Source organism: Streptomyces sp. NPDC093071 (genome assembly GCF_044754545.1).
Taxonomy (GTDB): domain Bacteria; phylum Actinomycetota; class Actinomycetes; order Streptomycetales; family Streptomycetaceae; genus Streptomyces.
Map to the genome: position 1 here is coordinate 36050 of NZ_JBIVPH010000003.1, position 22926 is coordinate 58975.

25 protein-coding genes and 1 riboswitch are annotated in these 22926 nt (G+C 74.4%); of the genes, 12 read left to right on the plus strand and 13 right to left on the minus strand.

Going from position 1 to position 22926, the window contains the following annotated elements; translation table 11 throughout:
- Nucleotides 1–6 precede the first annotated feature (6 nt).
- The 3 genes from ACIQD7_RS11495 to ACIQD7_RS11505 form a co-directional block, all read right to left on the minus strand.
- Nucleotides 7–684, minus strand: a complete 678-nt coding sequence (locus tag ACIQD7_RS11495) for a lysoplasmalogenase (protein WP_402441420.1) — start codon at nt 682–684, stop codon at nt 7–9.
- The gene (locus ACIQD7_RS11500) at nt 681–1613 is read right to left on the minus strand and encodes a sterol desaturase family protein (protein WP_402441421.1); all 933 of its coding nucleotides are present in this window, start codon (nt 1611–1613) and stop codon (nt 681–683) included. Before ACIQD7_RS11500 ends, ACIQD7_RS11495 begins: the two co-directional genes overlap by 4 nt.
- A gap of 115 nt (nt 1614–1728) precedes the next feature.
- Nucleotides 1729–2442 (minus strand): VIT family protein, encoded by a 714-nt coding sequence (locus ACIQD7_RS11505; RefSeq protein ID WP_402441422.1) that lies wholly within the window; start codon nt 2440–2442, stop codon nt 1729–1731.
- Between the two features lie 117 nt (nt 2443–2559).
- Between ACIQD7_RS11505 and ACIQD7_RS11510 the strand changes: the two genes are divergently transcribed.
- The 5 genes from ACIQD7_RS11510 to ACIQD7_RS11530 all read left to right on the plus strand — a co-directional run bounded on the left by ACIQD7_RS11510 (nt 2560) and on the right by ACIQD7_RS11530 (nt 7322).
- The gene (locus ACIQD7_RS11510; RefSeq protein WP_121833478.1) at nt 2560–3534 is read left to right on the plus strand and encodes a DEDDh family exonuclease; all 975 of its coding nucleotides are present in this window, start codon (nt 2560–2562) and stop codon (nt 3532–3534) included.
- 63 nt (nt 3535–3597) lie between these two features.
- Nucleotides 3598–3831 (plus strand): hypothetical protein, encoded by a 234-nt coding sequence (locus ACIQD7_RS11515; protein ID WP_078489738.1) that lies wholly within the window; start codon nt 3598–3600, stop codon nt 3829–3831.
- A gap of 91 nt (nt 3832–3922) precedes the next feature.
- Nucleotides 3923–4738 (plus strand): SURF1 family protein, encoded by an 816-nt coding sequence (locus tag ACIQD7_RS11520; RefSeq protein WP_402441423.1) that lies wholly within the window; start codon nt 3923–3925, stop codon nt 4736–4738.
- A gap of 36 nt (nt 4739–4774) precedes the next feature.
- Complete coding sequence (locus ACIQD7_RS11525) at nt 4775–6562, plus strand: glycoside hydrolase family 15 protein (RefSeq protein ID WP_402442320.1); 1788 nt, start codon at nt 4775–4777, stop codon at nt 6560–6562.
- Between the two features lie 4 nt (nt 6563–6566).
- Nucleotides 6567–7322, plus strand: a complete 756-nt coding sequence (locus ACIQD7_RS11530) for an SDR family oxidoreductase (protein WP_121833475.1) — start codon at nt 6567–6569, stop codon at nt 7320–7322.
- Between the two features lie 27 nt (nt 7323–7349).
- Here ACIQD7_RS11530 and amaP read toward each other — a convergent pair whose 3' ends face one another.
- The 5 genes from amaP to ACIQD7_RS11555 all read right to left on the minus strand — a co-directional run bounded on the left by amaP (nt 7350) and on the right by ACIQD7_RS11555 (nt 9722).
- The gene (amaP, locus tag ACIQD7_RS11535; RefSeq protein WP_402441424.1) at nt 7350–7937 is read right to left on the minus strand and encodes an alkaline shock response membrane anchor protein AmaP; all 588 of its coding nucleotides are present in this window, start codon (nt 7935–7937) and stop codon (nt 7350–7352) included.
- 73 nt (nt 7938–8010) lie between these two features.
- Nucleotides 8011–8625 (minus strand): DUF6286 domain-containing protein, encoded by a 615-nt coding sequence (locus ACIQD7_RS11540; RefSeq protein ID WP_402441425.1) that lies wholly within the window; start codon nt 8623–8625, stop codon nt 8011–8013.
- A complete protein-coding gene (locus tag ACIQD7_RS11545) occupies nt 8622–8999 on the minus strand; it encodes an Asp23/Gls24 family envelope stress response protein (protein WP_402441426.1) in 378 nt (125 codons plus the stop codon). Before ACIQD7_RS11545 ends, ACIQD7_RS11540 begins: the two co-directional genes overlap by 4 nt.
- A gap of 6 nt (nt 9000–9005) precedes the next feature.
- Nucleotides 9006–9197: a hypothetical protein gene (locus tag ACIQD7_RS11550; protein ID WP_121833471.1), complete on the minus strand. Its 192-nt coding sequence runs from the start codon at nt 9195–9197 to the stop codon at nt 9006–9008.
- Nucleotides 9198–9239: 42 nt separating this feature from the next.
- Nucleotides 9240–9722 (minus strand): Asp23/Gls24 family envelope stress response protein, encoded by a 483-nt coding sequence (locus tag ACIQD7_RS11555; RefSeq protein WP_399761429.1) that lies wholly within the window; start codon nt 9720–9722, stop codon nt 9240–9242.
- Nucleotides 9723–9815: 93 nt separating this feature from the next.
- Here ACIQD7_RS11555 and ACIQD7_RS11560 point away from each other — a divergent pair, with 93 nt between their 5' ends.
- On the plus strand, nt 9816–10490 hold the full coding sequence (locus ACIQD7_RS11560; protein WP_402441427.1) for a hypothetical protein: 675 nt from the start codon (nt 9816–9818) through the stop codon (nt 10488–10490).
- Nucleotides 10491–10503: 13 nt separating this feature from the next.
- On the opposite strand, the gene ACIQD7_RS11565 is transcribed toward ACIQD7_RS11560, so the two are convergent.
- From ACIQD7_RS11565 to ACIQD7_RS11575, 3 genes are all read right to left on the minus strand, one after another.
- Nucleotides 10504–11304, minus strand: a complete 801-nt coding sequence (locus tag ACIQD7_RS11565) for an enoyl-CoA hydratase/isomerase family protein (RefSeq protein WP_161372815.1) — start codon at nt 11302–11304, stop codon at nt 10504–10506.
- A gap of 129 nt (nt 11305–11433) precedes the next feature.
- Nucleotides 11434–11655, minus strand: a complete 222-nt coding sequence (locus ACIQD7_RS11570; RefSeq protein ID WP_006123601.1) for a helix-turn-helix domain-containing protein — start codon at nt 11653–11655, stop codon at nt 11434–11436.
- 410 nt (nt 11656–12065) lie between these two features.
- Nucleotides 12066–13664 (minus strand): ABC-F family ATP-binding cassette domain-containing protein, encoded by a 1599-nt coding sequence (locus ACIQD7_RS11575; RefSeq protein WP_121833813.1) that lies wholly within the window; start codon nt 13662–13664, stop codon nt 12066–12068.
- A gap of 276 nt (nt 13665–13940) precedes the next feature.
- Here ACIQD7_RS11575 and ACIQD7_RS11580 point away from each other — a divergent pair, with 276 nt between their 5' ends.
- Together ACIQD7_RS11580 and ACIQD7_RS11585 are read left to right on the plus strand one after the other, a co-directional pair.
- Nucleotides 13941–14831 (plus strand): neutral zinc metallopeptidase, encoded by an 891-nt coding sequence (locus tag ACIQD7_RS11580; protein WP_402441428.1) that lies wholly within the window; start codon nt 13941–13943, stop codon nt 14829–14831.
- Between the two features lie 68 nt (nt 14832–14899).
- Nucleotides 14900–15301: a VOC family protein gene (locus tag ACIQD7_RS11585; protein WP_402441429.1), complete on the plus strand. Its 402-nt coding sequence runs from the start codon at nt 14900–14902 to the stop codon at nt 15299–15301.
- A gap of 49 nt (nt 15302–15350) precedes the next feature.
- Here ACIQD7_RS11585 and ACIQD7_RS11590 read toward each other — a convergent pair whose 3' ends face one another.
- Together ACIQD7_RS11590 and ACIQD7_RS11595 are read right to left on the minus strand one after the other, a co-directional pair.
- The gene (locus ACIQD7_RS11590; RefSeq protein ID WP_390755237.1) at nt 15351–16760 is read right to left on the minus strand and encodes a hypothetical protein; all 1410 of its coding nucleotides are present in this window, start codon (nt 16758–16760) and stop codon (nt 15351–15353) included.
- 283 nt (nt 16761–17043) lie between these two features.
- Complete coding sequence (locus tag ACIQD7_RS11595; protein ID WP_402441430.1) at nt 17044–18171, minus strand: alpha/beta hydrolase; 1128 nt, start codon at nt 18169–18171, stop codon at nt 17044–17046.
- Between the two features lie 381 nt (nt 18172–18552).
- Here ACIQD7_RS11595 and ACIQD7_RS11600 point away from each other — a divergent pair, with 381 nt between their 5' ends.
- The 4 genes from ACIQD7_RS11600 (at nt 18553) to ACIQD7_RS11615 (ending at nt 22872) form a co-directional block, all read left to right on the plus strand.
- Nucleotides 18553–19827, plus strand: a complete 1275-nt coding sequence (locus tag ACIQD7_RS11600) for an inorganic phosphate transporter (RefSeq protein ID WP_121833703.1) — start codon at nt 18553–18555, stop codon at nt 19825–19827.
- Between the two features lie 12 nt (nt 19828–19839).
- Nucleotides 19840–20061 (plus strand): hypothetical protein, encoded by a 222-nt coding sequence (locus tag ACIQD7_RS11605; RefSeq protein ID WP_121833702.1) that lies wholly within the window; start codon nt 19840–19842, stop codon nt 20059–20061.
- 111 nt (nt 20062–20172) lie between these two features.
- Nucleotides 20173–20314, plus strand: a riboswitch (cobalamin riboswitch).
- Between the two features lie 33 nt (nt 20315–20347).
- Complete coding sequence (locus ACIQD7_RS11610) at nt 20348–21319, plus strand: cobalamin biosynthesis protein (RefSeq protein WP_121833701.1); 972 nt, start codon at nt 20348–20350, stop codon at nt 21317–21319.
- Nucleotides 21316–22872, plus strand: coding sequence for a cobyric acid synthase (locus ACIQD7_RS11615; protein WP_402441431.1), 1557 nt, complete (start codon nt 21316–21318; stop codon nt 22870–22872). Before ACIQD7_RS11610 ends, ACIQD7_RS11615 begins: the two co-directional genes overlap by 4 nt.
- Nucleotides 22873–22926 lie beyond the last annotated feature (54 nt).

Here is a 22926-nt window from a genome sequence, read left to right on the forward strand (position 1 = left end):
TTGCTGTCAGACGGTTGTACGACTTTCACCGTACATCGCCCGGAGCGCCCCGGCCGCCAGCAGGCACTGCGCCGCGAGGTAGGTCAGCATGATCCAGAAGTCGGGCGCGGGCGGCTGGGGCCACTCGGCGACGCCGGTGGCGATGAGGGTGTCGGACAGCAGGAAGAGGGCGCCGCCGAGACCGGCGAGGAGTCCGAGGGAGCTCGCGCGGTAGGCCATGGCGGTGAGCAGCAGCGAGTACCCGGCGACCGGGATCCGCAGCTCGGCGGGGAGGTCGGGCCAGAGGAGCGCGACGGTGCCGACGAGGGCGACGGCGTAGAGGGCGCCGAGCGCCGGGGACGTGCGCCGGCGGCCGAAGAGCACCAGGTAGCAGACGTGCCCGGCGGCGAAGGAGCCCATGCCGACGAGGAAGGCCCAGTCGGCGTCGGAGAGCAGGAAGACGTCGCCGCCCCAGCCGAAGAGGAGCGCCACGACCAGGAGCTTCGGGGCCCCCTTGGTGGCGGCGTACGCGGCGAGCAGCGGCATCAGGAGCGGCTTGGCGATCCGGTGGCCGAGCTCGGCCCCGGCGAGCAGGGAGACCAGGTCGACGGCGACGGCGATCCCGAGGGCGACGAGCAGCGCGCGGGAGAGGGCGGGGGCGCGCGGGGCGGACGACTCGGCCCGCGGCGCGGCGGGGGCGCTCACGCGGCGGACTCCGCGGCGGGGCCGGCCGGGGCGGGGCCGGTGGTGACGGGGCCTGCCTCGGGCGGGACCGGGACTGGTGCCGGTGCAGGGGCCGGTGCAGGGGCCGGCTGCCAGCCCGGGCCGCCGAAGACCCGTCCGGCCCGCTCGCGCCAGCCGTTCGCCGCCCGCAGGTCGCGGGCGATGGCGGCGTACTCGTGGGTGGCGACCCGGAGCGGGTTGTACGTCTCGATGTTCTTGGTGAGACCGTAGACGGGCCGCTCGGTCTCGCCGACCCAGGAGCCGAACATCCGGTCCCAGACGATGAGGATCCCTCCGAAGTTCCGGTCCAGGTAGCCGCCCTGGGAGGCGTGGTGGACGCGGTGGTGCGAGGGGGTGTTGAAGAGGTACTCGAAGGGGCGCGGCAGCTTGCCGACGCGCTCGGTGTGGATCCAGAACTGGTAGACGAGGTTGACCGAGTAGCAGAAGGCGACGGCCGCCGGGTGCACGCCGAGGGCGATCATCGGCAGGTAGAACGGCCAGGAGGTCACGCTGGTCCACGGCTGGCGCAGGGCGGTGGTGAGGTTGAACCGGCGGCTGCTGTGGTGGACGACGTGGCAGGCCCAGAGGATGCGGACGACGTGGTGCCCGCGGTGCTGCCAGTAGTAGAAGAAGTCCTGGGCGAGCAGCATGAGCGGGATCGTCCACCAGAGGACGGGCACGCGGAGCGGGGTCAGCTCGTAGACGGCGGTGTAGATCGCCACCACGGGGATCTTCCACAGCGCGTCGAAGGCCAGGCTCCCCAGACCCATGCCGATGCTGGTGGCGGCGTCCTTGGTCTCGTACCCGGCGGCGTCCTCGTCGGGGTGGATCCGGTGGCTGACCATCTCCAGGACGGTGAGCAGGACGAACGCCGGTATGGACCAGAGCACGACATCGGGCAGGTTCGGCATGTCGTCGACGGTAGAGGCGGGGGTCGGGGCGCGGCTAGACGTTGTTACCAACAAGTATGCGAGACGGGTTGTCAGCAGGCTTTGGCACCTTCCGACAAGCCCCTCCGGGCCGGGCTCAGACGCCCGCCGCCCCGAGCAGCGTTCCCGCCCCGTACGTCACCCCCATCGCCAGGGCCCCGCCCGCCACGTTGCGCAGGACCGCGCGGGCCGGTGGGGCGGCGCCCAGGCGGGCGCTGGACCAGCCGGTGAGGGCGAGGGCCGCCAGGACCGAGAGGACGGTGATCCAGAGGCGGGCGGAGGGCGGGGGCAGGACGATCGCGAGGAGCGGGAGCAGGGCCCCGGCGGTGAAGGCGAGGAAGCTGGCGACGGCCGCGTGCCAGGGGTCGGTGAGGGCGTCCGGGTCGATGCCCAGCTCCACGCGCGCGTGGGCGCGCAGGGCGTCGCGGGCCGTGAGCTGCTCGGCGGCCTCGCGGGCGACGTCCGGGGAGAGGCCCCGGGCGGCCAGGAGGGCGGCGAGTTCGTCGAGCTCGGCCGCGGGCCGCTCGCGCAGCTCGCGCCTCTCCTCGGCGAGCGCCGCCTTCTCGGAGTCGCGCTGGGTGGAGACCGAGACGTACTCCCCCGCCGCCATCGACATCGACCCGGCGAACAGCCCGGAGAGACCGGCCGTGAGCAGCGCGGACCTGGAGCCGGTGGCCCCGGCGACGCCGACGACGAGGCCCGCCGTGGAGACGACGCCGTCGTTGGCGCCGAGGACCGCGGCCCGGAGCCGGTTGAGGCGGGGGCCGAGGCCGCCGCCGTGGGCCTCGGCGGGCGCGGGGGGTTCGGTCACGTCAGGAGGGTCGCACCCGGCCGGCCGCCGGCCGTGGAACGACCCGCCCGGAGGCCCGGCGGGCGGGGTGCCCCCGGAGTCCGGGGAGGGGATTGTCGGTCGCGGGCCGTATTCTCAATGACCATGCTCGACGACCTCACGACAGCAGCAGCGTGGCCGGCCGCCTACCCGCAGGGGTACGCGGTCGTCGACGTGGAGACCACCGGCCTCGCCCGCGACGACCGGATCGTGTCCGCCGCCGTCTACCGGCTGGACGCCCAGGGGAACGTCGAGGACCACTGGTACAGCCTCGTCAACCCCGAGCGCGACCCGGGTCCGGTGTGGATCCACGGGCTGACCAGCGACGCCCTGGAGGGCGCGCCGCTCTTCCCGGAGATCGCGGCCGAGTTCGCGGCCCGGCTCGACGGGCGGGTGCTCGTCGCGCACAACGCGATCTTCGACTGGCAGATGATCGCCCGGGAGTACGCGCGCGCCGAGTCCACCGCGCCCGTGCGGCAGCGCCTGTGCACGATCGCGCTCTCCAAGCAGCTGTCGCTGCCGCTGCCCAACCACAAGCTGGAGTCGCTCGCCGCGCACTTCGGCGTCGAGCAGCGCCAGGCGCACAACGCGCTGGACGACGCCCGGGTGCTCGCCGAGGCGTTCCGGCCGAGCCTGCACGCGGCGGCCGAGCAGGGCGTGCGGCTGCCGCTCCTGGAGTGCCGGCCGCTGACCGAGTGGGCCGCCTCCCCGGCCGCGCCCGCCGCGTACCCCTCCTCCTCGTACCGGGCGAACAGCTGGCGTCCCTCGCGGAAACGGCCGGCCTGCCCGTATCCCAATCCCGGCCGTTACACGGCCGACGAGCCGCTCAAGCAGGGGATGCGGGTGGCGTTCTCCGGGGACACCTCCATCGACCGCGAGCTCCTGGAGGACCGCACCGTCGAGGCCGGTCTGCACGTCGCCACCAGCGTCTCCCGGCTGACGAGCCTGCTCGTCACCAACGACCCGGACGCGGCCACCTCCAAGACCCTCAAGGCCCGGTCCTTCGGCACGCCCGTCGTCGACGAGGCCGCCTACACCCAGCTGCTGCGGGACGTGGCCCCGGCAGACGGGTGACACCCCGGCCCCTCCGGGCGTGCCGGACCGCGCGCGCCCGCGAGGAGCCCCACCCTGTGGCGCATGGCACGTTGTGAGGTCTGCGGAAACGATTACGGCATGTCCTTCGAGGTGCACGCGCAGGGCGCGGTGCACGTCTTCGACTGCTTCGCCTGCGCCATCCACCGCATGGCGCCCATCTGCGAGCACTGCCGGGTCCAGATCATCGGCCAGGGCGTCGAGGTGGAGGGCAGCTGGTACTGCGGCGGCCACTGCGCCCGCGCGGAGGGGAAGGTGGGCATCGTCGACAAGGTGTGAGGACGGAACCCGAAGAAACGATTCCGGAGGGCGCGCCGGCGCCCCCAACCCCCCTGCGTGCACCCCGTGGCCCCCGCTGTACGGTCATGGGGTGTACCGCTTCCTGTTGTCCCGGCAGTGGGTGATCCTCACCCTGATCGCCCTCGTCCTCGTCCCCACGATGATCGAGCTGGGCTTCTGGCAGTTCCACCGGCACGAGCGCCGGGTCGCCCAGAACGCCCTGATCGAGGACAGCGTCAGCGCGAAGCCGGTGCCGGTCGAGGAGCTCACCTCCCCCGGTCACACCGTCCCGCGCGCCGACTACTGGCGCCCGGTGACCGCCACCGGCACCTTCGACACCTCCCACGAGGTGGTCGTCCGCCGCCGCACCTCCTCCGACGACCGGATCGGCGTCCACGTCCTGACCCCGCTGGTCCTGCGGGACGGGAAGATCGTGATGGTCAACCGGGGCTGGGTGCCGGCCGCCGCCGACCAGCACTCCTACCCGGCGGTGCCGCCCGTCCCGAAGGGCGAGGTCACCATCGCCGGCCGGCTCAAGGCCGACGAGACGACCGGCGCCAGCGGCATCAAGGACCTCAAGGGCCTGCCCGACCGGCAGGTCATGCTGATCAACAGCCGGCAGCAGGCCGAGCTCATCGGCCGCGAGGTCCTCGGCGGCTACGTCGAGCAGACCGCGCCCGACCCCGCCGACGGCACCCTCGAACAGATCCCCGAGCCCGACCACGACTCGATCGGCGCCCACATGGCGTACGCCGTGCAGTGGTGGCTCTTCGCGGCCGGCGTGCCCGTCGGCTGGGTGATCCTGGTGCGCCGCGAGAAGCGCGACCGGGAGGCCGGAGCCGCCGCCGGGACCGCCGGAACGCCGGAACCGGACGCCGCGGAGACCCTGGCCACGCCGTCGCGCTGATTGACCGCCGCCGCTTCCGGGAACAGCCCGAGCGTGATGCAACACATCGACGACTACGCCCTCATCGGCGATCTCCAGACCGCCGCGCTCGTCGGCCGTGACGGATCGGTCGACTGGCTGTGTCTGCCCCGGTTCGACTCGGCCGCCTGCTTCGCCGCCGTCCTCGGCGATGAGGAGAACGGGCACTGGCGGATCGCCCCCAAGGGCGCCACGACCTGCACCTCCCGCCGCTACGCCGAGGACTCCCTCGTCCTGGAGACCTCCTGGGAGACCCGTACCGGCACCGTCAAGGTCATCGACTTCATGCCGCAGCGGGACGCCTACCCCGACGTGATGCGGATCGTCGAGGGGGTCAGCGGCAGCGTCGAGATGAGCGCCGTCCTGCGGCTGCGCTTCGACTACGGCTCGATCGTGCCCTGGATGCGCAGGGCGGACGGCCACCGGGTGGCGGTCGCCGGGCCCGACGCGGTCTGGCTGCGCAGCGAACCGCACGTGAAGACCTGGGGCCAGCAGTTCTCCACCTGCTCCTCCTTCACCGTCTCCGCCGGCGAGAAGGTGGCCTTCGTGCTGACCTGGCACCCCTCGCACGAGCCGCGCCCCGACCTGATCGACCCCTTCGAGGCGCTGGAGCAGTCGCTCGCGGACTGGCGGGAGTGGGCGGCCCGCTGCACCTACCGGGGACCCCACCGGGAGGCGGTGATGCGCTCCCTGATCACCCTGAAGGCGCTCACGTACGCCCCCACCGGGGGGATCGTCGCCGCCCCCACCACCTCCCTGCCGGAGGAGGTCGGCGGCGTGCGGAACTGGGACTACCGCTCCTGCTGGCTGCGCGACTCCTCCCTCACCCTGGGCGCGCTGCTCGCCGCCGGGTACGTGGAGGAGGCCGCCGCCTGGCGCGACTGGCTGCTGCGCTCGGTCGCGGGCGACCCGGCCGACCTCCAGATCATGTACGGCCCGGCCGGGGAGCGCCGGCTGCCCGAGACGACCCTGCCGTGGCTGCGGGGGTACGCCGACTCGGCGCCGGTGCGGACCGGGAACGCGGCCGTGGACCAGTTCCAGCTCGACGTGTACGGCGAGGTCATGGACTCGCTCAACCGGGCGCGGGAGGCCGGGATCCCGGCGGAGCGGCACGCCTGGAACCTCCAGCTGAGCCTGCTGGGCTTCCTGGAGTCGACCTGGCGGGAGCCCGACGAGGGGCTGTGGGAGGTGCGCGGACCGCGCCGCCACTTCACCCATTCGAAGGTGATGGCCTGGGTGGCCGCCGACCGGGCCGTGCGCACCCTGGAGGCCGACCCGTCGCTGCCGGGGGACGCGGCCCGCTGGCGGGCCATGCGGGACGACATCCACGCCCAGGTGTGCGACAAGGCGTACGACCCCGTGCGGAACACCTTCACCCAGTCGTACGGCTCGCGGGAGCTGGACGCCGCCACCCTGCTCATCCCCCAGGTGGGCTTCCTGCCGCCGGACGACCCCCGGGTGGTGGGCACGGTGGACGCGGTCATGACGGAGCTGATGCACGACGGGTACGTGCGCCGCTACAGCGCCGACTCGACGGCGGTGGACGGCCTGCCGGGGCAGGAGGGGACCTTCCTGGTCTGCTCGTTCTGGCTGGCGGACGCCCTGCGGATGACCGGGCGGCCCGGGGAGGCGCGGGCGCTCTTCGAGCGGCTCGTCGCGCTCGGCAACGACGTGGGGCTCCTCGCGGAGGAGTACGACCCGGCGACCGGCCGCCAGCTCGGCAACTTCCCGCAGGCCTTCAGCCACATCGGTCTGGTGGGCACGGCGCTCGCGCTGGCAGCGGACGAGCCGGACCCGGCAGGATAGGGCCATGGATCTCGGACTGAAGGACCGTGTGTACGTGGTGACCGGCGCGACGCGGGGGCTCGGCCGTGCCTCGGCGGAGGCGCTGCTCGCGGAGGGCGCCAAGGTGCTGGTGACCGGGCGCGAGGAGAAGACGGTCGCGGAGGCCGTGGAGGCGCTGGGCCCGGGCGCGGCCGGGGTCGCGGCCGACAACACCGACCCGGGGACCCCGGCCCGGCTGATCGCGGAGGCGCGGTCCCGGTTCGGCGGCTTCGACGGCGTCCTGATCAGTGTCGGCGGCCCGGCGCCCGGCTTCGCCGCGGACAACACCGACGAGCAGTGGGCCGCCGCCTTCGACACCGTCTTCCTGGGGGCGGTGCGGCTGGCCCGCGCGGCGGCCGAGACGCTCGGCGAGGGCGGGGTGATCGGCTTCGTCCTGTCCGCCTCGGTCCACGAGCCGATCGCCGGCCTGACCATCTCCAACGGGCTGCGCCCGGGGCTCGCGGGCTTCGCGAAGTCCCTCGCCAACGACCTGGGGCCGCGCGGGGTGCGGGTCGTCGGACTGCTGCCGAGCCGGATCGACACGGACCGGGTGCGCTCCCTGGACGCGCTCTCCGGGGACGCGGACGCGACCCGTGCGGCGAACGAGGCGACGATCCCGCTGCGCCGGTACGGCACGCCGGAGGAGTTCGGGCGGACGGCGGCCTTCCTGCTGTCACCGGCCGCCTCGTACCTGACGGGCGTGATGCTGCCGGTGGACGGCGGGGCCCGCAGCGGCTTCTGAGCCGCCCCCGGCCCGCCCGTCCGTCCGTCAGTTGACCCGGCGGGCGCGGTGCTTCACCGCGCGCAGGCGGGCCTCGGTGGGCAGCGAGGACAGGCCGGTCGCGGTGCGGGCGTTGGCGAGGGCCTGGGAGCCGAGGGTGGCGAGGGCGTCGGCCGGGGCCGCGTACGGTTCCAGCTGGAGCTTCACCCGGGCGCGGGGGGCGGTGCGGCGGCCGGTGAGGGAGACCCTGGCCCGGTCCACGCCGTCCTGGGAGGCGGCGTCGGCCTCCAGGACGCCCTCCAGGGCCCGGCCGCGCAGGATCGCCTCGTCGCCGTCGCCGCTGTCGACGGCGACCTCGGCGAGCCGGGCCCGGCGGAACTGGGCGATCAGCCACCACAGGGCGAGCAGGACGAGCACGCCGAGGACGGCGATGACCACCGGCCACCACCAGCCCTCGTCCCGCCAGCGCTGCCGGTCGGCGGTGGTCAGCAGGACGTCGGAGGGGCCCGACCAGGGCCACCAGGACGGTACGGACAGGCCGGCCGCGGCGGCGAGGACGGAGCCGCCGAGGACGACGAGGGCCAGTCCGGCCAGGCCGAGCAGGAAGCGGTTGACGCGGCGCAGGACGACGGTCACCTGCGGGCTCCTTCCGGGGGCGCGGGGGACGGGGCGCGGGACGGGGTCTTCTCGCGGGGCGTCATCGGGCCGCTCATCCCTTCCGGGGCGGCCGGGCCACCCGTACCTTCGGCGCGGGCGGGTGGGCGAGGCCGAGTTCGTCGATGCCGGTGGTGACCGCCCGCTCCAGGTCGGCCCGGACCTCGTCGAGGTCCCGGAAGTGCGAGACCGCCCGGACGGCGGCCTTGGAGCGGCGGACGCGGACCTTCGCGGTCTGCACGCCGGAGACCTCCATGGCGCGGTCCCGCAGGATGAGGGCCGCGGCCTTGCGGTCGAGTCCGGCCCGTACGTCGGGGTGGTCGCGCCGCATGGGGAGCACGGAGCGCAGCCCGGGGGTGAGGGCCAGGAACAGGAGCCAGAGGCCGATCAGGGCCGCGAGGGACGCTCCGGCCATGACCCAGGTGGAGTCGAGCGGCCGGGTCGCGAGGCCCTCGGCCGTCTCCTTCCGCCAGGCCATGGCCGAGTGGTCGGCCCGTACGGCCGCCACGTCGTAGAGGAGCAGCCCGGCGCCGCCGAGGACGACGGCGGCGAGTAGGGCGGCGGGAACGCGGCGCACCGCCCAGAAGCGGCGGGCGGGGGCCGCGGGGGCGGTGGTGCCGGGCTCCTCCTCCCGCGCGGGGGCGGGAGCGGGTGCCGGGGTGGTGGTCATGAGAGGCGGCCCCTCGGCGTGTCGTCACGGGTGAGGGCGGAGTGGAGGCGCTCCACGTCGACGGTCACCTCGTGGACCTCCAGGCCGACGAGGTGCTCCACCCGGCTGCGGACCCTGCTGCGCACGGCGCCGCACTGGCGGCCGACGTCGGAGGGGTAGTCGAGTTCGAGGGTCACCGCGACGCGGGCGGCGTCGCGGTGGACGACGACCGAGGCGTGGGGCTTCGAGCCTCCCTTCGGGACGCGGTCGAGCGCCTCCCGGGCCGCCTGGGCGGCGATCTTCGCGACGACCCGGTCGGCGATGTCGGTCGCTCCCCGCCCGCGCACCGGCTCCGGTGCCGTGTCCGCCGGGGCGGCTGCAAGGTCCGTCGCCACCGCCCGTCACCGCCGCCGGTCGCCGCGATCGCGTCCCCGGAACAGGTCGCCGGGTTCGAGGTCCCCGTCGGCGAAGCGGCCGACCACGAAGCCGACCGCCCCGAGGGCCGCGACCAGTACGAACGCTCCGAAGCCGCCGAAGTATCCGGCGAAGCCGAGAGCCATGCCGGCCAACAGGCCGACCACCGCCATGCTCATTCCGAGTCCCTTTCCTGGCCCTGGCCGCCGGGGTTCCGGTGCCTACTGGAGTCGACGCTCGTCCTCGTCGTCCTCGTCGTCCTCGTCGTCGGGCAGCTTCACGTCGCTGACCGCGATGTTGACCTCGACGACTTCGAGGCCGGTCATCCGCTCCACGGCGTTGACGACGTTCTCCCGGACGTTGCCCGCGACGTCGGAGATGGCGTACCCGTACTCGACGACGATCTCCAGGTCGAGCGCGGTCTGCACCTCGCCGACCTCGGCCTTCACGCCCCGGGTGACGTTCGACTTGCTGCTGCCGCCGGGGACCCGGTCGCGCACGGCGCCGAAGGTGCGGGAGAGTCCGCTGCCCATGTCGTGGACGCCCTCGACGTCCCGCGCGGCGAGACCGGCGATCTTCTCGACCACGCCGTCGGCGATGGTCGTCTTGCCGCGGGTGGCCGCGGGGCCGCCGCCCCGCTTGGTCACGGAGGTGCGGCGCGACTCGTCGGCCGAGGAGTCTCCGGTGTGGGTGGTGTCCGTCATCAGTTTTCGCCCCTTCTGGGATATTTCGGGGTTCCTCGCTCACATTAAGGGCGCTTTCCCATATCTGCTCCGCGAATGCGGCAGTCTGGGGGAATGACGACGGCTGAGGGTTGGACGGCGGCGGTCCGGGACCGCCTGGCGCCGGGCAGACTGCTGCCCCTGGGCACGGCGGAGGACGGCGCCTGGATCACGGAGCGGGCGGCACGACAGGTCCTCGACGGGGCCGCCGCGGCGGTACGGGGGGTGGTGCCGGGCCTGATCCGGGTCGGCGCCGATCCGGACGGGGAGCGGGAGGCCGGGCCGCTCCCGGTGCCGCCGGGAGGGCTCGCGCCGGGGCCGCTGCGGATCGCCGCGGACTTCGGGGCGGTGGCGGGCCGGCCGCTGCCGGAGGTGTCCGAGGAGCTGCGGGCGGCCCTGCTCGGGGCGGCGGCGGACGGGATCGGGCTGCGGGTGGCGGCCGTGGACCTGCGGGTGACGGAGCTGCTCGACGCGGCTCCGGAGGAGGAGCCGGCCGCTCCCCCGCCGGGGCGGCCCTCCCCGGCGACGGACGATCCGGTGGCCCTGGCGGTGCTGCGGGTCGAGGGGGTGGCGGGCGTGACGGACGCGCTGGGGCCGCCCGTGCGCCGGAGCGGGGACGCGCTGCGGGTCGAGCTGGCCGTGACGGCGGGCCGCCGCCCGCTGGACGTGGCCCGCGCGGCCCGGAGCGCCGCGACCGCGGCCGCCGGTGGGGCGACCGCGGTCACGGTGCTCGTGTCGGAGCTGCGCTGAAAGGGGTCCGGCGTCAGTCGCCGAGGCCCGCGAGGTCGCGCAGACGGCGGCCCTGGGCGGCGCGCTCGGCGACGCGCTGCTCCTCGTAGGAGCGGCCGGAGACGCCCTGGAGGAGCGCCTTGGTCTCGTTGACCGCGTCGCGGGGCGCCGCGAGCAGGGCGGCGGCGAGGTCCCGTACGGCCGCGTCGAGCTGGTCGGCGGGCACGGCGAGGTTGGCCAGGCCGGTGCGCTCGGCCTCGTCGGCGTGCACGAAGCGTCCGGTGGCGCAGATCTCCAGGGCGCGGGCGTAGCCCACGAGGGAGACGAGGGGGTGCGTGCCGGTGAGGTCCGGGACGAGGCCCAGGCTGGTCTCGCGCATGGCGAACTGCACGTCCTCGGCGACGACCCGCAGGTCGCAGGCGAGGGCGAGCTGGAAGCCCGCGCCGATGGCGTGGCCCTGGACGGCCGCGATCGACACGAGGTCGCCGCGGCGCCACCAGGTGAACGCCTCCTGGTACTCGGCGATGACGGCGTCGAGGTCCGCGTCGGACCCCCGCGCCATGTCCAGGAAGGACGGCTCGCCGTCGAAGCCCTCGGGCGTGAACGCCTGCCGGTCGAGCCCGGCGGAGAAGGACTTGCCCTCGCCGCGCAGGATCACGACCCGCACGCTGCCCGGCAACGACCGTCCGGCTTCCGTCAACGCCCGCCACAGAGCGGGAGACTGGGCGTTGCGCTTCGCCGGATTGGTCAAGGTCACCGTGGCAACGGCGTCCTCGACGGTGAGCCGTACACCGTCCTTGTCGAATACGAGCTCAGAGTCGTCGAGCGTAGTCATGGGGCGCCTCCGGTTCCGGTGCAGCACTGCATCCGATGCTAAGTGACTGCACAGTAACCACCCGGCCGACCGCGGAGCCGACCGGGTGGCCACCGGGAGACCCGGTGGCCCGGTGGGAGCCGCCCCGTGTCAGGCCGAGGCCGCCTTCTTGCCCCGTGTCGCTCCGCCGCGTCCGCGCAGCGTGACTCCGGACTCGCTGAGCATCCGGTGGACGAATCCGTAGGAGCGGCCGGTTTCCTCGGCCAGCGCCCGGATGCTCGCACCGGAGTCGTACTTCTTCTTCAGGTCTGCCGCGAGCTTGTCGCGCGCGGCGCCGGTCACCCGGCTGCCCTTCTTCAGAGTCTCGGCCACCCGTGCCTCCTCATGGGAAGTGCGCTCTGGACTTCTCATGATCACCCCTCCCGTCCGTCCTGGCCACCCATTCGACAAGGTCCGTGCGGCTTCGTTGGTGGACGAGTGCGGCATCGCCATGACCGGAAGGCCGGATTCCGGTCCTCGGGAAAGCCGCCTCCGCGCCGGGCGGAACGGGAAGTGCCAGGTCAGAGGGGCGCCGGGAACACACGTGCGGCGCGGGCCTGCCGGAAGGATTCAGCAGAGCACCGCGCCGACGGGTACGAGACGTCCTCACTCAGATGACGGATCACCCATGAGCCGAATGATCCAGTCTGGAATGATCGTCTCGGGTCCGAAGCGGGTCCGGACCGGCTCCGGACCGGCTCCGTTTCGGGTCCGGAAGGGGTCCGCGCCGGGTCCCCGGAGGGTCAGGCCAGGGCCACCAGGTCCGCGTAGTCCGCGCCCCACAGGTCCTCGACGCCGTCCGGGAGCAGGATGATCCGCTCCGGGTCGAGCGCCTCCACGGCCCCCTCGTCGTGGGTGACGAGGACGACGGCGCCCTTGTACGTGCGCAGCGCGCCGAGGATCTCCTCGCGGCTGGCCGGGTCCAGGTTGTTGGTGGGCTCGTCGAGGAGCAGCACGTTCGCCGAGGAGACGACCAGGGTCGCCAGGGCGAGCCGGGTCTTCTCGCCGCCGGAGAGCACCCCGGCCGGCTTGTCGACGTCGTCGCCGGAGAAGAGGAACGAGCCCAGCGTCTTGCGCACCTCGACCAGGTCCAGGTCGGGCGCGGCCGAGCGCATGTTCTCCAGGACGGTCCGGTCCGGGTCGAGGGTCTCGTGCTCCTGGGCGTAGTACCCCAGCTTCAGGCCGTGGCCCGGGGTCACCTCGCCGGTGTCGGGCTGCTCGACCCCGCCGAGCAGGCGCAGCAGGGTCGTCTTGCCGGCGCCGTTGAGGCCGAGGATGACGACGCGCGAGCCCTTGTCGATGGCGAGGCTCACGTCGGTGAAGATCTCCAGGGAGCCGTACGACTTGGAGAGCCCCTCGGCCGTCAGCGGGGTCTTGCCGCAGGGCGAGGGCTCGGGGAAGCGCAGCTTGGCGACCTTGTCGGAGGCGCGCACCGCCTCCAGGCCGGAGAGCAGCCGCTCGGCGCGCTTGGCCATGTTCTGCGCGGCGACGGTCTTGGTGGCCTTGGCGCGCATCTTGTCGGCCTGCGAGTTGAGCGCGGCGGCCTTCTTCTCGGCGTTCTGGCGCTCGCGCTTGCGGCGCTTCTCGTCGGCCTCGCGCTGCTGCTGGTAGAGCTTCCAGCCCATGTTGTAGACGTCGATCGTGGAGCGGTTGGCGTCCAGGTAGAAGACCTTGTTGACCACGGTCTCGACCAGGTCGACGTCGTGGGAGATCACGATGAAGCCGCCGCGGTAGGTCTTCAGGTAGTCGCGCAGCCAGACGATGGAGTCGGCGTCGAGGTGGTTCGTGGGCTCGTCGAGCAGGAGCGTGTCGGCGTCCGAGAAGAGGATCCGGGCGAGCTCGACGCGACGGCGCTGACCGCCGGAGAGGGTGTGCAGCGGCTGGCCCATGACCCGGTCGGGCAGGCCGAGGGCGGCGGCGATGGTGGAGGCCTCGGCCTCGGCCGCGTAACCGCCCTTGGTCAGGAACTCGGTCTCCTGGCGCTCGTACTGGCGCAGGGCCTTCTCGCGGGTGGCGCCGGAGCCGGTGGCGATGCGCTCCTCGTTCGCCCGCATCTTCTTGAGGAGGGTGTCGAGGCCCCGGGCGGAGAGGATGCGGTCGCGGGCCAGGACGTCGAGGTCGCCGGTGCGCGGGTCCTGCGGGAGGTAGCCGACCTCGCCGGAGCGGGCGATGGTGCCGCCGGCGGGCTGGCCCTCGCCGGCGAGGCACTTGGTGAGGGTGGTCTTGCCCGCTCCGTTGCGGCCGACCAGGCCGATGCGGTCGCCCTTGGCGACGCGGAAGGAAGCGGACTCGATGAGGACGCGGGCGCCGGCGCGCAGCTCGATGCCGGAAGCGGTGATCACGGACAGACTCCAGGGCGGTGGGGATACGGCGGAAGGACGGGGTGGAGGGCTTCGACGCCGCTAATGCACGGGGAGAATGGCCATACGGCCAGTCTAACGGGCCCCTGCAACTGGTTTTCGGCCACGCGGGGCGCAGGGCCGCGCCCCGGACCCCTCCCGCCCGCGTTCCGGTGGTCCCGCCGGCGCTTCGTAAAAGGGGCGGCGGGTAGGCGGTCGTCCGATACTCGGCGCAGGGCGGCGGCCACTGCCCGGCAGACACGCGGAGGGTGGTGGACCGTGCAGTTCGACGACGACGCCGACCTGGACACCTCGGAGGTCAAGGACGTCCGGAGCAGCCGGATCCCGGGCGGCGGGGCGACCATCGGCGGCGGGATCATCGGTTTCGTCGCGCTGGTCCTGGGGCTGTTCTTCGGGGTCGGACCGGAGCAGCTCGGGCTCTCCGAGGGTGGCGACGAACCGGCCGCGACCTCCTCCTCGGCGGCCCAGGTGAACCAGACCTGCCGGAAGGGCTCGGACGCCAACACGCGCGACGACTGCCGGATCGTGGCGGTCGTCAACAGCGTCCAGGACTACTGGCGGAGCGAGTACACCCGCCGGGGCGGGACCTACGCCACCGCGCCGACCGTGATGTTCACCCAGCGGGTCGGGACCGCGTGCGGCACGGCGACCTCGGCGGTCGGGCCCTTCTACTGCCCCGGCGACCGGCAGGTCTATCTGGACCTGGGCTTCTTCGAGGAGCTGCGGACCAAGTTCGGGGCGAGCGGCGGACCCTTCGCCCAGGCGTACGTGGTGGCGCACGAGTACGGCCACCACGTCCAGAACCTGATGGGGACCCTGAGCCGGGCCCAGGACGGCCGGACCGGCGCGGACTCCAACGCGGTGCGGGTCGAGCTCCAGGCCGACTGCTACGCGGGCGTGTGGGCGCGGCACGCGACGACCACGCCCGACGAGAAGACCGGGAAGCGGCTGCTGACCACGCTGACCGACCAGGACATCCAGGACGGGCTGGACGCGGCGGCGGCGGTGGGCGACGACCGGATCCAGGAGCGGTTCCAGGGCCGGGTGACGCCGGAGAGCTGGACGCACGGCTCGGCGGCGCAGCGGCAGCAGTGGTTCTACGAGGGTTACCGGACCGGCGACATGGCCCGGTGCAACACCTTCCGCTGAGTTGTCGGTGGCGGCTGCGAGACTGAGACCTGGATCACATGCGGCCGATTCGAGAGGACGTGGTCGGGATGACCGGGGCACCCCACATCTGTCCGACGCTGCTGTACGAGGACGCGAAGGCGGCGATCGAGCTGCTCACGGAGGGCTTCGGCTTCACCGCGACCGGCGTGTACGAGGGCGAGGACGGGCGCGTCGCGCACGCCGAGCTGTCCTTCGGGAACGGCGTCGTGATGCTGGGCAGCAAGGGCACCGGGAGCGCCTTCGACAAGGCGATGGCCGGTGCCGGTCCGGCGGGCGTCTTCGTGCACGTGGACGACGTGGACGAGCACCACGCGCGCGCGGTCGCGCACGGGGTGGAGGTCCTGACGCCGCCCACGGACCAGGAGTACGGCGCCCGGGACTACATGGCCCGGGACGCCGAGGGGAACGTCTGGAGCTTCGGGACGTACGGCCCCGGCGCCCCGGAGTAGCCGGGCGCCGGGCTCTCCCCCGACGGCCCGGCCCCTCCGGTGCCGGGCGTCACGCGCCCCCGGTGTGGACCTGGAAGGCGGCCCTGCGGACCGCCTTGGCCAGGGCCGGGTCCGGGTGGGCGGCCGCGAGGGCGACCAGGACCTGGACGGTACGGGGGTGGCCGACGGCCCGGACCTCGTCGAGCAGCGCGGGGACGGTGCCCTGCACGGCGGAGTCGAGGTGGCGGACCAGGAGCGCGCTCTCGCCGTGGTCGGCGACGGCCGCGGCGGTGTCCACCCAGAGCCAGGTGGCCTCCTCCCGGGTCAGCACCTCCTGGGCCTCGTCGGGGTCGGCGCCCTCGTACTCCGCGAGCCAGAGCAGCGCGTAGGGGCGCAGCGAGGGCTCGGCGACGGTGGCCCGGACCCCGGCCTCGGCGGGAGCGCCGACGACCCGGAGCGCCTCGAAGGCGAGGCCGCGCAGCAGGGCGTCCTCGCCCCGGGCGACGGCGAGCAGCTCGGCCACCGCGCTGGAGAGGGTGCGGGCCGCGAGCCAGGCGCGGTACTCGTCGCGGGCCGGGCCCGGGGTGAGCCGGGCGCAGCCGCGGAGCATGTCCTCGGCGGACTGCTCGATGTTGCCCGCGGGGCTCTGCGCGGCGACGCAGATCTGCTCCAGCTTGACCCACACGGCCCAGTTGCCGAGCGGGGTCAGGGTGGCGTGGCGCTCGCCGGCGCCGGAGTCCAGGGTGAGCGCGCCGACGGCGGCCAGGCCCTCCAGGGCCCAGTCGAGGAGGGCGGGGAGCCCGTCGACGCCGCCCTCGGCGGGCACTTCGGGGGCCTGCTCGGGCGCGGGGACCTCGCAGCGCTCCCCGCGGAGCTCCTCGACGCGCTGGCCGAGGAGGTCGAGGAGGGCCGGGACGAGGACCGGGCCCTGGGAGAGCTGGAGCAGCGAGAGCACCTGCGGGAGGGCCTCGACGACCTCGGCGACGGCGCCCGGGGCGACCCCCTCGGGGGCCGGGTGCACCAGGGACCAGGCGTCGAAGAGGGCGACCCAGCCGCGCAGCACGGCGGAGTCGTCGCGGTCCCAGGCGTGCAGCCGCCAGCCGGGGCGGGCGGTGTCGCCGTGGAGCTCGACGAGGCCGGCGAGCCGGGCGCGGTCCCAGCCGGCCCGGACCTGGCCGGGCGTCAGGTCGAGGGCCGCGGCCGCCCGTTCCTGCGGGGGGACGGCGTCGGGGCCGGTGCGGGGGGCCTTCCCGGCGCCGCCGTCGACGGCCGCCCAGCGGGCGATCCGTACGGCGTCGGCGAGGACGTGCCGGGCCTGGCGGGCGAGTTCCGCGCGGGGCGGAGTGCCCTCGGGCGGCCGCGGCGCCGGCCGGGTGCGCCGGGTCGTCACGGCCCGTCGGGCGGTGGCCAGCGACCGTGGGCGGACGAGTCGGAGTCTGGAGTTGCGCGCCAATGGTTCATCGGGCTTTCGAGACGTCACGGGGGCAGTCTTCCCGCTGACGGCCCGAAAGCCCAATCGGAACCGGCCGCGCCGTCGGAACGGGGGCCGCGGAGGGCCGGCGGAGACGGTGCGGAGGCCTGGCGGAGGCTTCCCGGAGACCTCGTGGAGACCGCGCGACGCGACCCGGCGGGCTCTCCCGGGCGGTCCGGGAGGACCGGAGGGCCGGGACGCCGGGAAACCCCGGCCGGTAAGGGAAAGGCCTCGGGCCGGTACCGGGCGGTCCCCGGTACCGCGCCTCGGGCCCGCCCCGGCGCGGGGGGTCTCAGAGCAGCGGGACGAGGAAGCGCCGCAAGGACTCCTCGTAGCGGAGCGGGTCCGGGTTCCACATCGCCGCGTGCGGGGCGTCCCGGACGGTCTGGAGGCTGATCAGGTCGGGGCGGCGGGCGGCGAGTTCGACGGAGGGCTCCCAGGGGGCGATCGCGTCCTCGGGGCCGTGGAAGAGGAGGGCCGGGGCGCGCAGGGCGCCGGGGGCCGAGGCGAGCTGGAGGAGGTCGCCGTGCGGGCCGGTCCTGCCCTGGGCGGCGCGGACGGCGAGCGGGACCAGGGGGCCGGGGACGTGCCGGGCCGACGCGAGGTTGCGGAGGGTGACCTCCCAGTCCAGGACCGGGGAGTCGAGGACGAGGCCGCCGATCCGGTCGCGGACCCCCGAGTCGGCGGCGGCGCGCAGGGCCATCGACGCCCCGGGCCCCCAGCCGTGCAGGACGACCTTCCGGGCGCCCCGGCGGACGGCGTAGCGCAGGGCCGCGTCGACGTCGCGCCACTCGGAGTCACCGAGGTGGGCGAGGCCGTCCGGGGACGGGGGCGCGCCCTCGTCGCCCCGGTAGGCGGGGACCAGGACCGGGATCCGGTGCCGGTGGTAGAAGGGGACGAGGTTCAGCGGGTGCTCGCGGGTGGTGCCGAGGCCGTGCAGGGCGATCACCCAGGTGGTGCGCGGGGCGGGCACGAGCCAGGCGGGCAGCGGGCCGAGCTCGCCGGGGATCTCGACGTCCTCGTGGTCGAGCCCGAGGGCGCTGGTGGGCGTCCCCCGGTGGAGCTGGGGGGTGAGCCGGACGCGGGCGCCGGGCCCGGGGGTGCCGAGCTCGACCCGCTCCAGGCGCCGGACGGCGGTGTCGGCGGTGTGCGGGGCCCGGTCGAGGACGGGGCCGAGGACGGCGTGCAGGCCGGGGCCCTCCATGCCGTACGTGCCGGGGCGCAGCGAGGCGAGGCTGCGGGTGAGGGTGATCCGGTCGGGGCCCGTGGCGTGCACGGTCAGTCTCGGATCGCCGGGCAGGGGTCGTATCGACGACGCCTTGAGGGCGAGGTCGCTGGCGTACCGGCCGGCCGCGACCGCGGCCGCGCCGACACCGAACAGAGTGGTGACGGCCGCTGCCGTCGCTGTAGCCGGGCGCACACCCCCAGTGTCCGCAGGACGGGGCCCGGATGCCACCGGAAGGAGCGGAGGGGCGCGTTCCGGTGTCCGGGGGCCACCCCGGGAGAGTGACGCGGCTCTCCTCGGCGGGGTCCCCCGGTCGGGTGGTCCGGTCCGGAGGGCGGAACGGGGCGGCGGGGGAGGAACCGGGGCGAGCCGCCGAGGCCTTGCGCGGGCCCGGATTACCCGGGGTCGCAGGGCGCCCGCATCGTGGACACCCCTCCCCCGGACCCCCTCGGGACGACTAAGCGGAATCTCTTGACACCGGATAGGGACACCACGCCGCCCGCCCCAGTTCATCTTCCGTTCACCCAGGTTGCCTACGTTCGACCAGCCACTGACGTCGAACGATTGCCTGGGTAAATGGAACACATCACGCTGCTGCTCGCCATTGTGGTCGTGACAGCTCTCGTGTTCGATTTCACGAACGGTTTCCACGACACCGCCAACGCGATGGCCACGACCATCTCGACCGGTGCGCTCAAGCCCAAGACGGCGGTGGCCATGTCCGCCGTGCTCAACCTCGTCGGCGCGTTCCTGTCCGTGGAGGTCGCCAAGACGATCTCCGGCGGGATCATCAACGAAGAGGGCATCCGGACAGAGGTGATCTTCGCCGCGCTGGTCGGCGCCATCCTGTGGAACCTGCTGACGTGGCTGCTCGGACTCCCGTCCAGCTCCTCCCACGCGCTCTTCGGCGGCCTCATCGGCGCCGCGGTCATGTCGGCCGGCTGGTCGGCCGTGAACGGCTCCACCATCGTCACCAAGGTCCTCATCCCGGCCGTCGCCGCGCCGCTCGTCGCGGGTCTCGCCGCGATGGCCGCGACCAAGCTGACGTACAAGATCAAGGCGAACCCCGAGGCGAAGGCCACGGCCAAGGGCTACCGCGCCGGCCAGATCGCCTCCGCCGGTCTCGTCTCCCTCGCCCACGGCACCAACGACGCCCAGAAGACGATGGGCATCATCACCCTCGCCCTGGTCACCCAGGGCGTCGTCGCCCCCGGCTCGAACCCGCCCCTCTGGGTCGTCGTCTCCGCCGGCGTCGCCATCGCGCTCGGCACCTACCTGGGCGGCTGGCGCATCATCCGCACCATGGGCAAGGGCCTCACCGACCTCCAGCCGCAGCAGGGCTTCGCCGCCCAGACCAGCGCCGCGACGGTCATCCTGGCCTCCTCGCACCTCGGCTTCTCCCTCTCCACCACCCAGTCCTGCTCGGGTGCCGTGATGGGCGCCGGCCTCGGCCGCAAGGGCGGTGTCGTCCGCTGGTCGACCGCGACCCGGATGTTCGTCGCCTGGGGCCTGACCCTGCCCGCCGCGGGCCTGGTCGGCGCCGGCGCCGAGTTCCTCACCAAGCAGGGCCCCTGGGGCATCGCCGCCGTCGCGGTCCTGCTCGTGGCCGGCTCGGCCGTCATCTGGGCGCTCTCCCGCCGCAAGCCGGTCGACCACCACAACGTCACGGCCGACGACCTCGACGCCTCCGACGCCGAGCCCGCGGGCGTGGTGACCACCGCCATCGCGGCCGTCACCCCGCCGCCGGCCGGCTCCGTCGCCGCCGTCACCGACGAGGACCTCAAGGCGACCATCCTCGCCCCGGCCCCCACCGACCCGACCGCTCCCCCGGCCCCGGCCGCGAAGGTCTAAGGAAAGAACCACATGAAGATCGACTGGGCAGCCCTCGGCTCCGTCTTCGGCGTCAGCCTCGTGGCCACCGTCGCCCTGGTGGGCCTCTTCACCCTCGGCATCGTCGGCCTCACCAAGCAGGAGGAGGCCGCCGCCCGGGGAGGCTCCGCCACCCTGGCCCGCACCGGCGCCTACACCTGCTTCGGCCTCTGCCTGGCCGCCGTGGCGTACGGCATCTACCTGATCGTCGCCTGACGGTCCCCGCTCCACCGGCCGGGCGGTCCGCACCTTCGGGTGCGGGCCGCCCGGCCCCTTTTCTGTGGTGCTCCGCACAGTGCGCCGCCGCAGGTCAAGGCTGGGTTGACGCCCGTTCTCGGGGCGTGGTGGACTGCCCGGGCCATTACGGCGGCAGCAGAGGAAGTCCGGTGCGAATCCGGCGCGGTCCCGCCACTGTGACCGGATCCGAGGGTCCGGGAGTCAGGAACTCTCGCCGCCGGTCACGTCGATCCAGGGCGCGGACCCTGAGTGAGGACACAGCGCCATGCCCGGCCGTCCCAGAGCCACCGGTGTCTTCGCGTACGGAGCGGCCGCGGGCCTCGCCCTCGACCTGCTCCTCGGCGACCCCCGCCGGGGGCACCCCGTCGCCGCGTTCGGCCGGACCGCCGCCGCCGTCGAGAAGCGCCTCCACCGCGACCACCGGGGCTGGGGCGCCCTGCACACCGCCGTCTGCGCCGGCTCCACCGTCGCCCTCGGCGCCCTCGCCGCCCGGGCCGTACGGGACCGGCCGGCCGCCGCCGTCGCGCTGACCGCCGCCTCCGTGTGGGCCGTCGTCGGCGGGACGACCCTGGGCCGGGAGGCCCGCGCGATCGGCGGGGCGCTCGCCGCCGGGGACCTGGAGGTGGCCCGGGAGCGGCTTCCCCACCTGTGCGGGCGCGACCCGCAGTCCCTGGACGGTCCGGCGATGGCCCGCGCGGTCGTCGAGTCGGTCGCCGAGAACACCTCGGACGCCGTGGTCGGCGCCCTGTTCTGGGGCGCGGTCGCGGGCGTGCCGGGACTCGTCGGCTTCCGGGCCGTCAACACCCTGGACGCGATGGTCGGCCACAAGTCGCCCCGGTACCGCCGCTTCGGCTGGGCCTCGGCCCGCCTCGACGACCTGGCCGGCTGGCCGGGCGCACGCCTGACGGCCGCGCTCGCCACCGTCGCCGGAGGGGATCCGCGCGGGGCCGTACGGGCCTGGCGGGCGGACGCGCCGAAGCACCCGAGCCCCAACGCGGGCCCGGTCGAGGCCGCCTTCGCGGGCGCGTTGGGCGTACGGCTCGGGGGCACCCTCTCGTACGGCGGGCGCGTCGAGCACCGGCCGGTGCTCAACGGGGAGGGGCGGGCCGTCGAGGTGGCGGACGTCGAACGGGCGGTGGCGCTCTCGCGCCGGGTGACCGCGCTGACCCTGGCCGCCTGCGTGGGCGGCCGTCTGATCGTCGGCGCCGTGCGGCGCGGGAAGCGGAGGAGCGCATGACGGGCGGGAGGGGCGGGGGGCTGCTGGTCGCCGGGACCACGTCCGACGCGGGCAAGAGCGTCGTGACGGCCGGGATCTGCCGGTGGCTGGTCCGCCGGGGCCTGAAGGTGGCGCCGTTCAAGGGGCAGAACATGTCCCTCAACTCCTTCGTCACGCGCGAGGGCGCCGAGATCGGGCGGGCCCAGGCCATGCAGGCGCAGGCCGCCCGGGTCGAGCCGACCGCGCTGATGAACCCGGTGCTGCTCAAGCCGGGCGGCGACCGGTCCAGCCAGGTCGTCCTGATGGGCAAGCCGGTGGGCGAGATGAGCGCCAAGGGGTTCTTCGGGGGGTCCGGGGGGTCGTCCCCCGGGAAGGCACTGCACGGAGGCAGGCAGAAGGAGCTGTTCGAGCCGGTCATGGCGTGCCTGGAGGAGCTGCGGAGCACGTACGACGCGGTGATCTGCGAGGGCGCCGGAAGCCCGGCCGAGATCAACCTGCGGCGCACCGACATCGTGAACATGGGCGTGGCGCGGGCCGCGCGGCTGCCCGTGGTGGTGGTCGGGGACATCGACCGGGGCGGGGTCTTCGCCCAGTTCTTCGGCACGACGGCGCTGCTGTCCCCCGAGGACCAGTCGCTCGTCGCCGGGTACCTGGTGAACAAGTTCCGGGGCGACGTGAGCCTGCTCGAACCCGGGCTCGACATGCTGTACGGCCTGACTGGGCGCCGGACCTTCGGCGTCCTGCCGTACGCGCACGGGCTCGGCATCGACGAGGAGGACGGCCTGCGGGTCTCCCTGCGGGGCACCGTCCGGGAGTCGGTCGTGGCGCCGCCGGTCGGCGCGGACGTGCTGCGGGTCGCCGTGTGCGCCGTCCCCCTGATGTCCAACTTCACGGACGTGGACGCGCTGGCGGCCGAGCCGGGCGTGGTCGTCCGGTTCGTGGACCGGCCCGAGGAGCTGGTCGACGCGGACCTGGTCGTCGTGCCGGGCACGCGCGGCACGGTGAAGGCGCTCGCCTGGCTGCGGGAGCGCGGGCTGGCGGACGCCCTGGCCCGGCGCGCGGCCGAGGGCCGCCCGGTCCTCGGCATCTGCGGCGGCTTCCAGGCCCTGGGCGAGCGGATCGAGGACGAGGTCGAGTCGAAGGCCGGGGTGGTCGACGGGCTCGGACTGCTTCCCGTACGGGTGCGGTTCGGGGTCGAGAAGACCCTGGCCCGGCCGGTGGGCGAGGCGCTCGGCGAGCGGGTCGAGGGGTACGAGATCCACCACGGCGTCGCGGACGTACGGGGCGGGGAAGCGTTCCTGGACGGCTGCCGGGTCGGCTCCGTGTGGGGCACCCACTGGCACGGCTCCCTGGAGAGCGACGGCTTCCGGCGTGCCTTCCTGCGGGAGGTCGCGGCGGCGGCCGGCCGCCGGTTCGTCCCGGCCCCGGACACCTCGTTCGGCGCCCTGCGCGAGGAACAGCTCGACCGGCTCGGCGACCTGATCGAGGAACACGCGGACACGGACGCGCTGCTGCGGCTCATCGAGGAGGGCGCCCCGGCGGGGCTGCCGTTCGTGCCGCCGGGGGCGCCGTGAGCGCGGGCGCGCGGCCCGGGGCCGCCGTGGGCGGGAGTGCCGCGAGGACGTGCG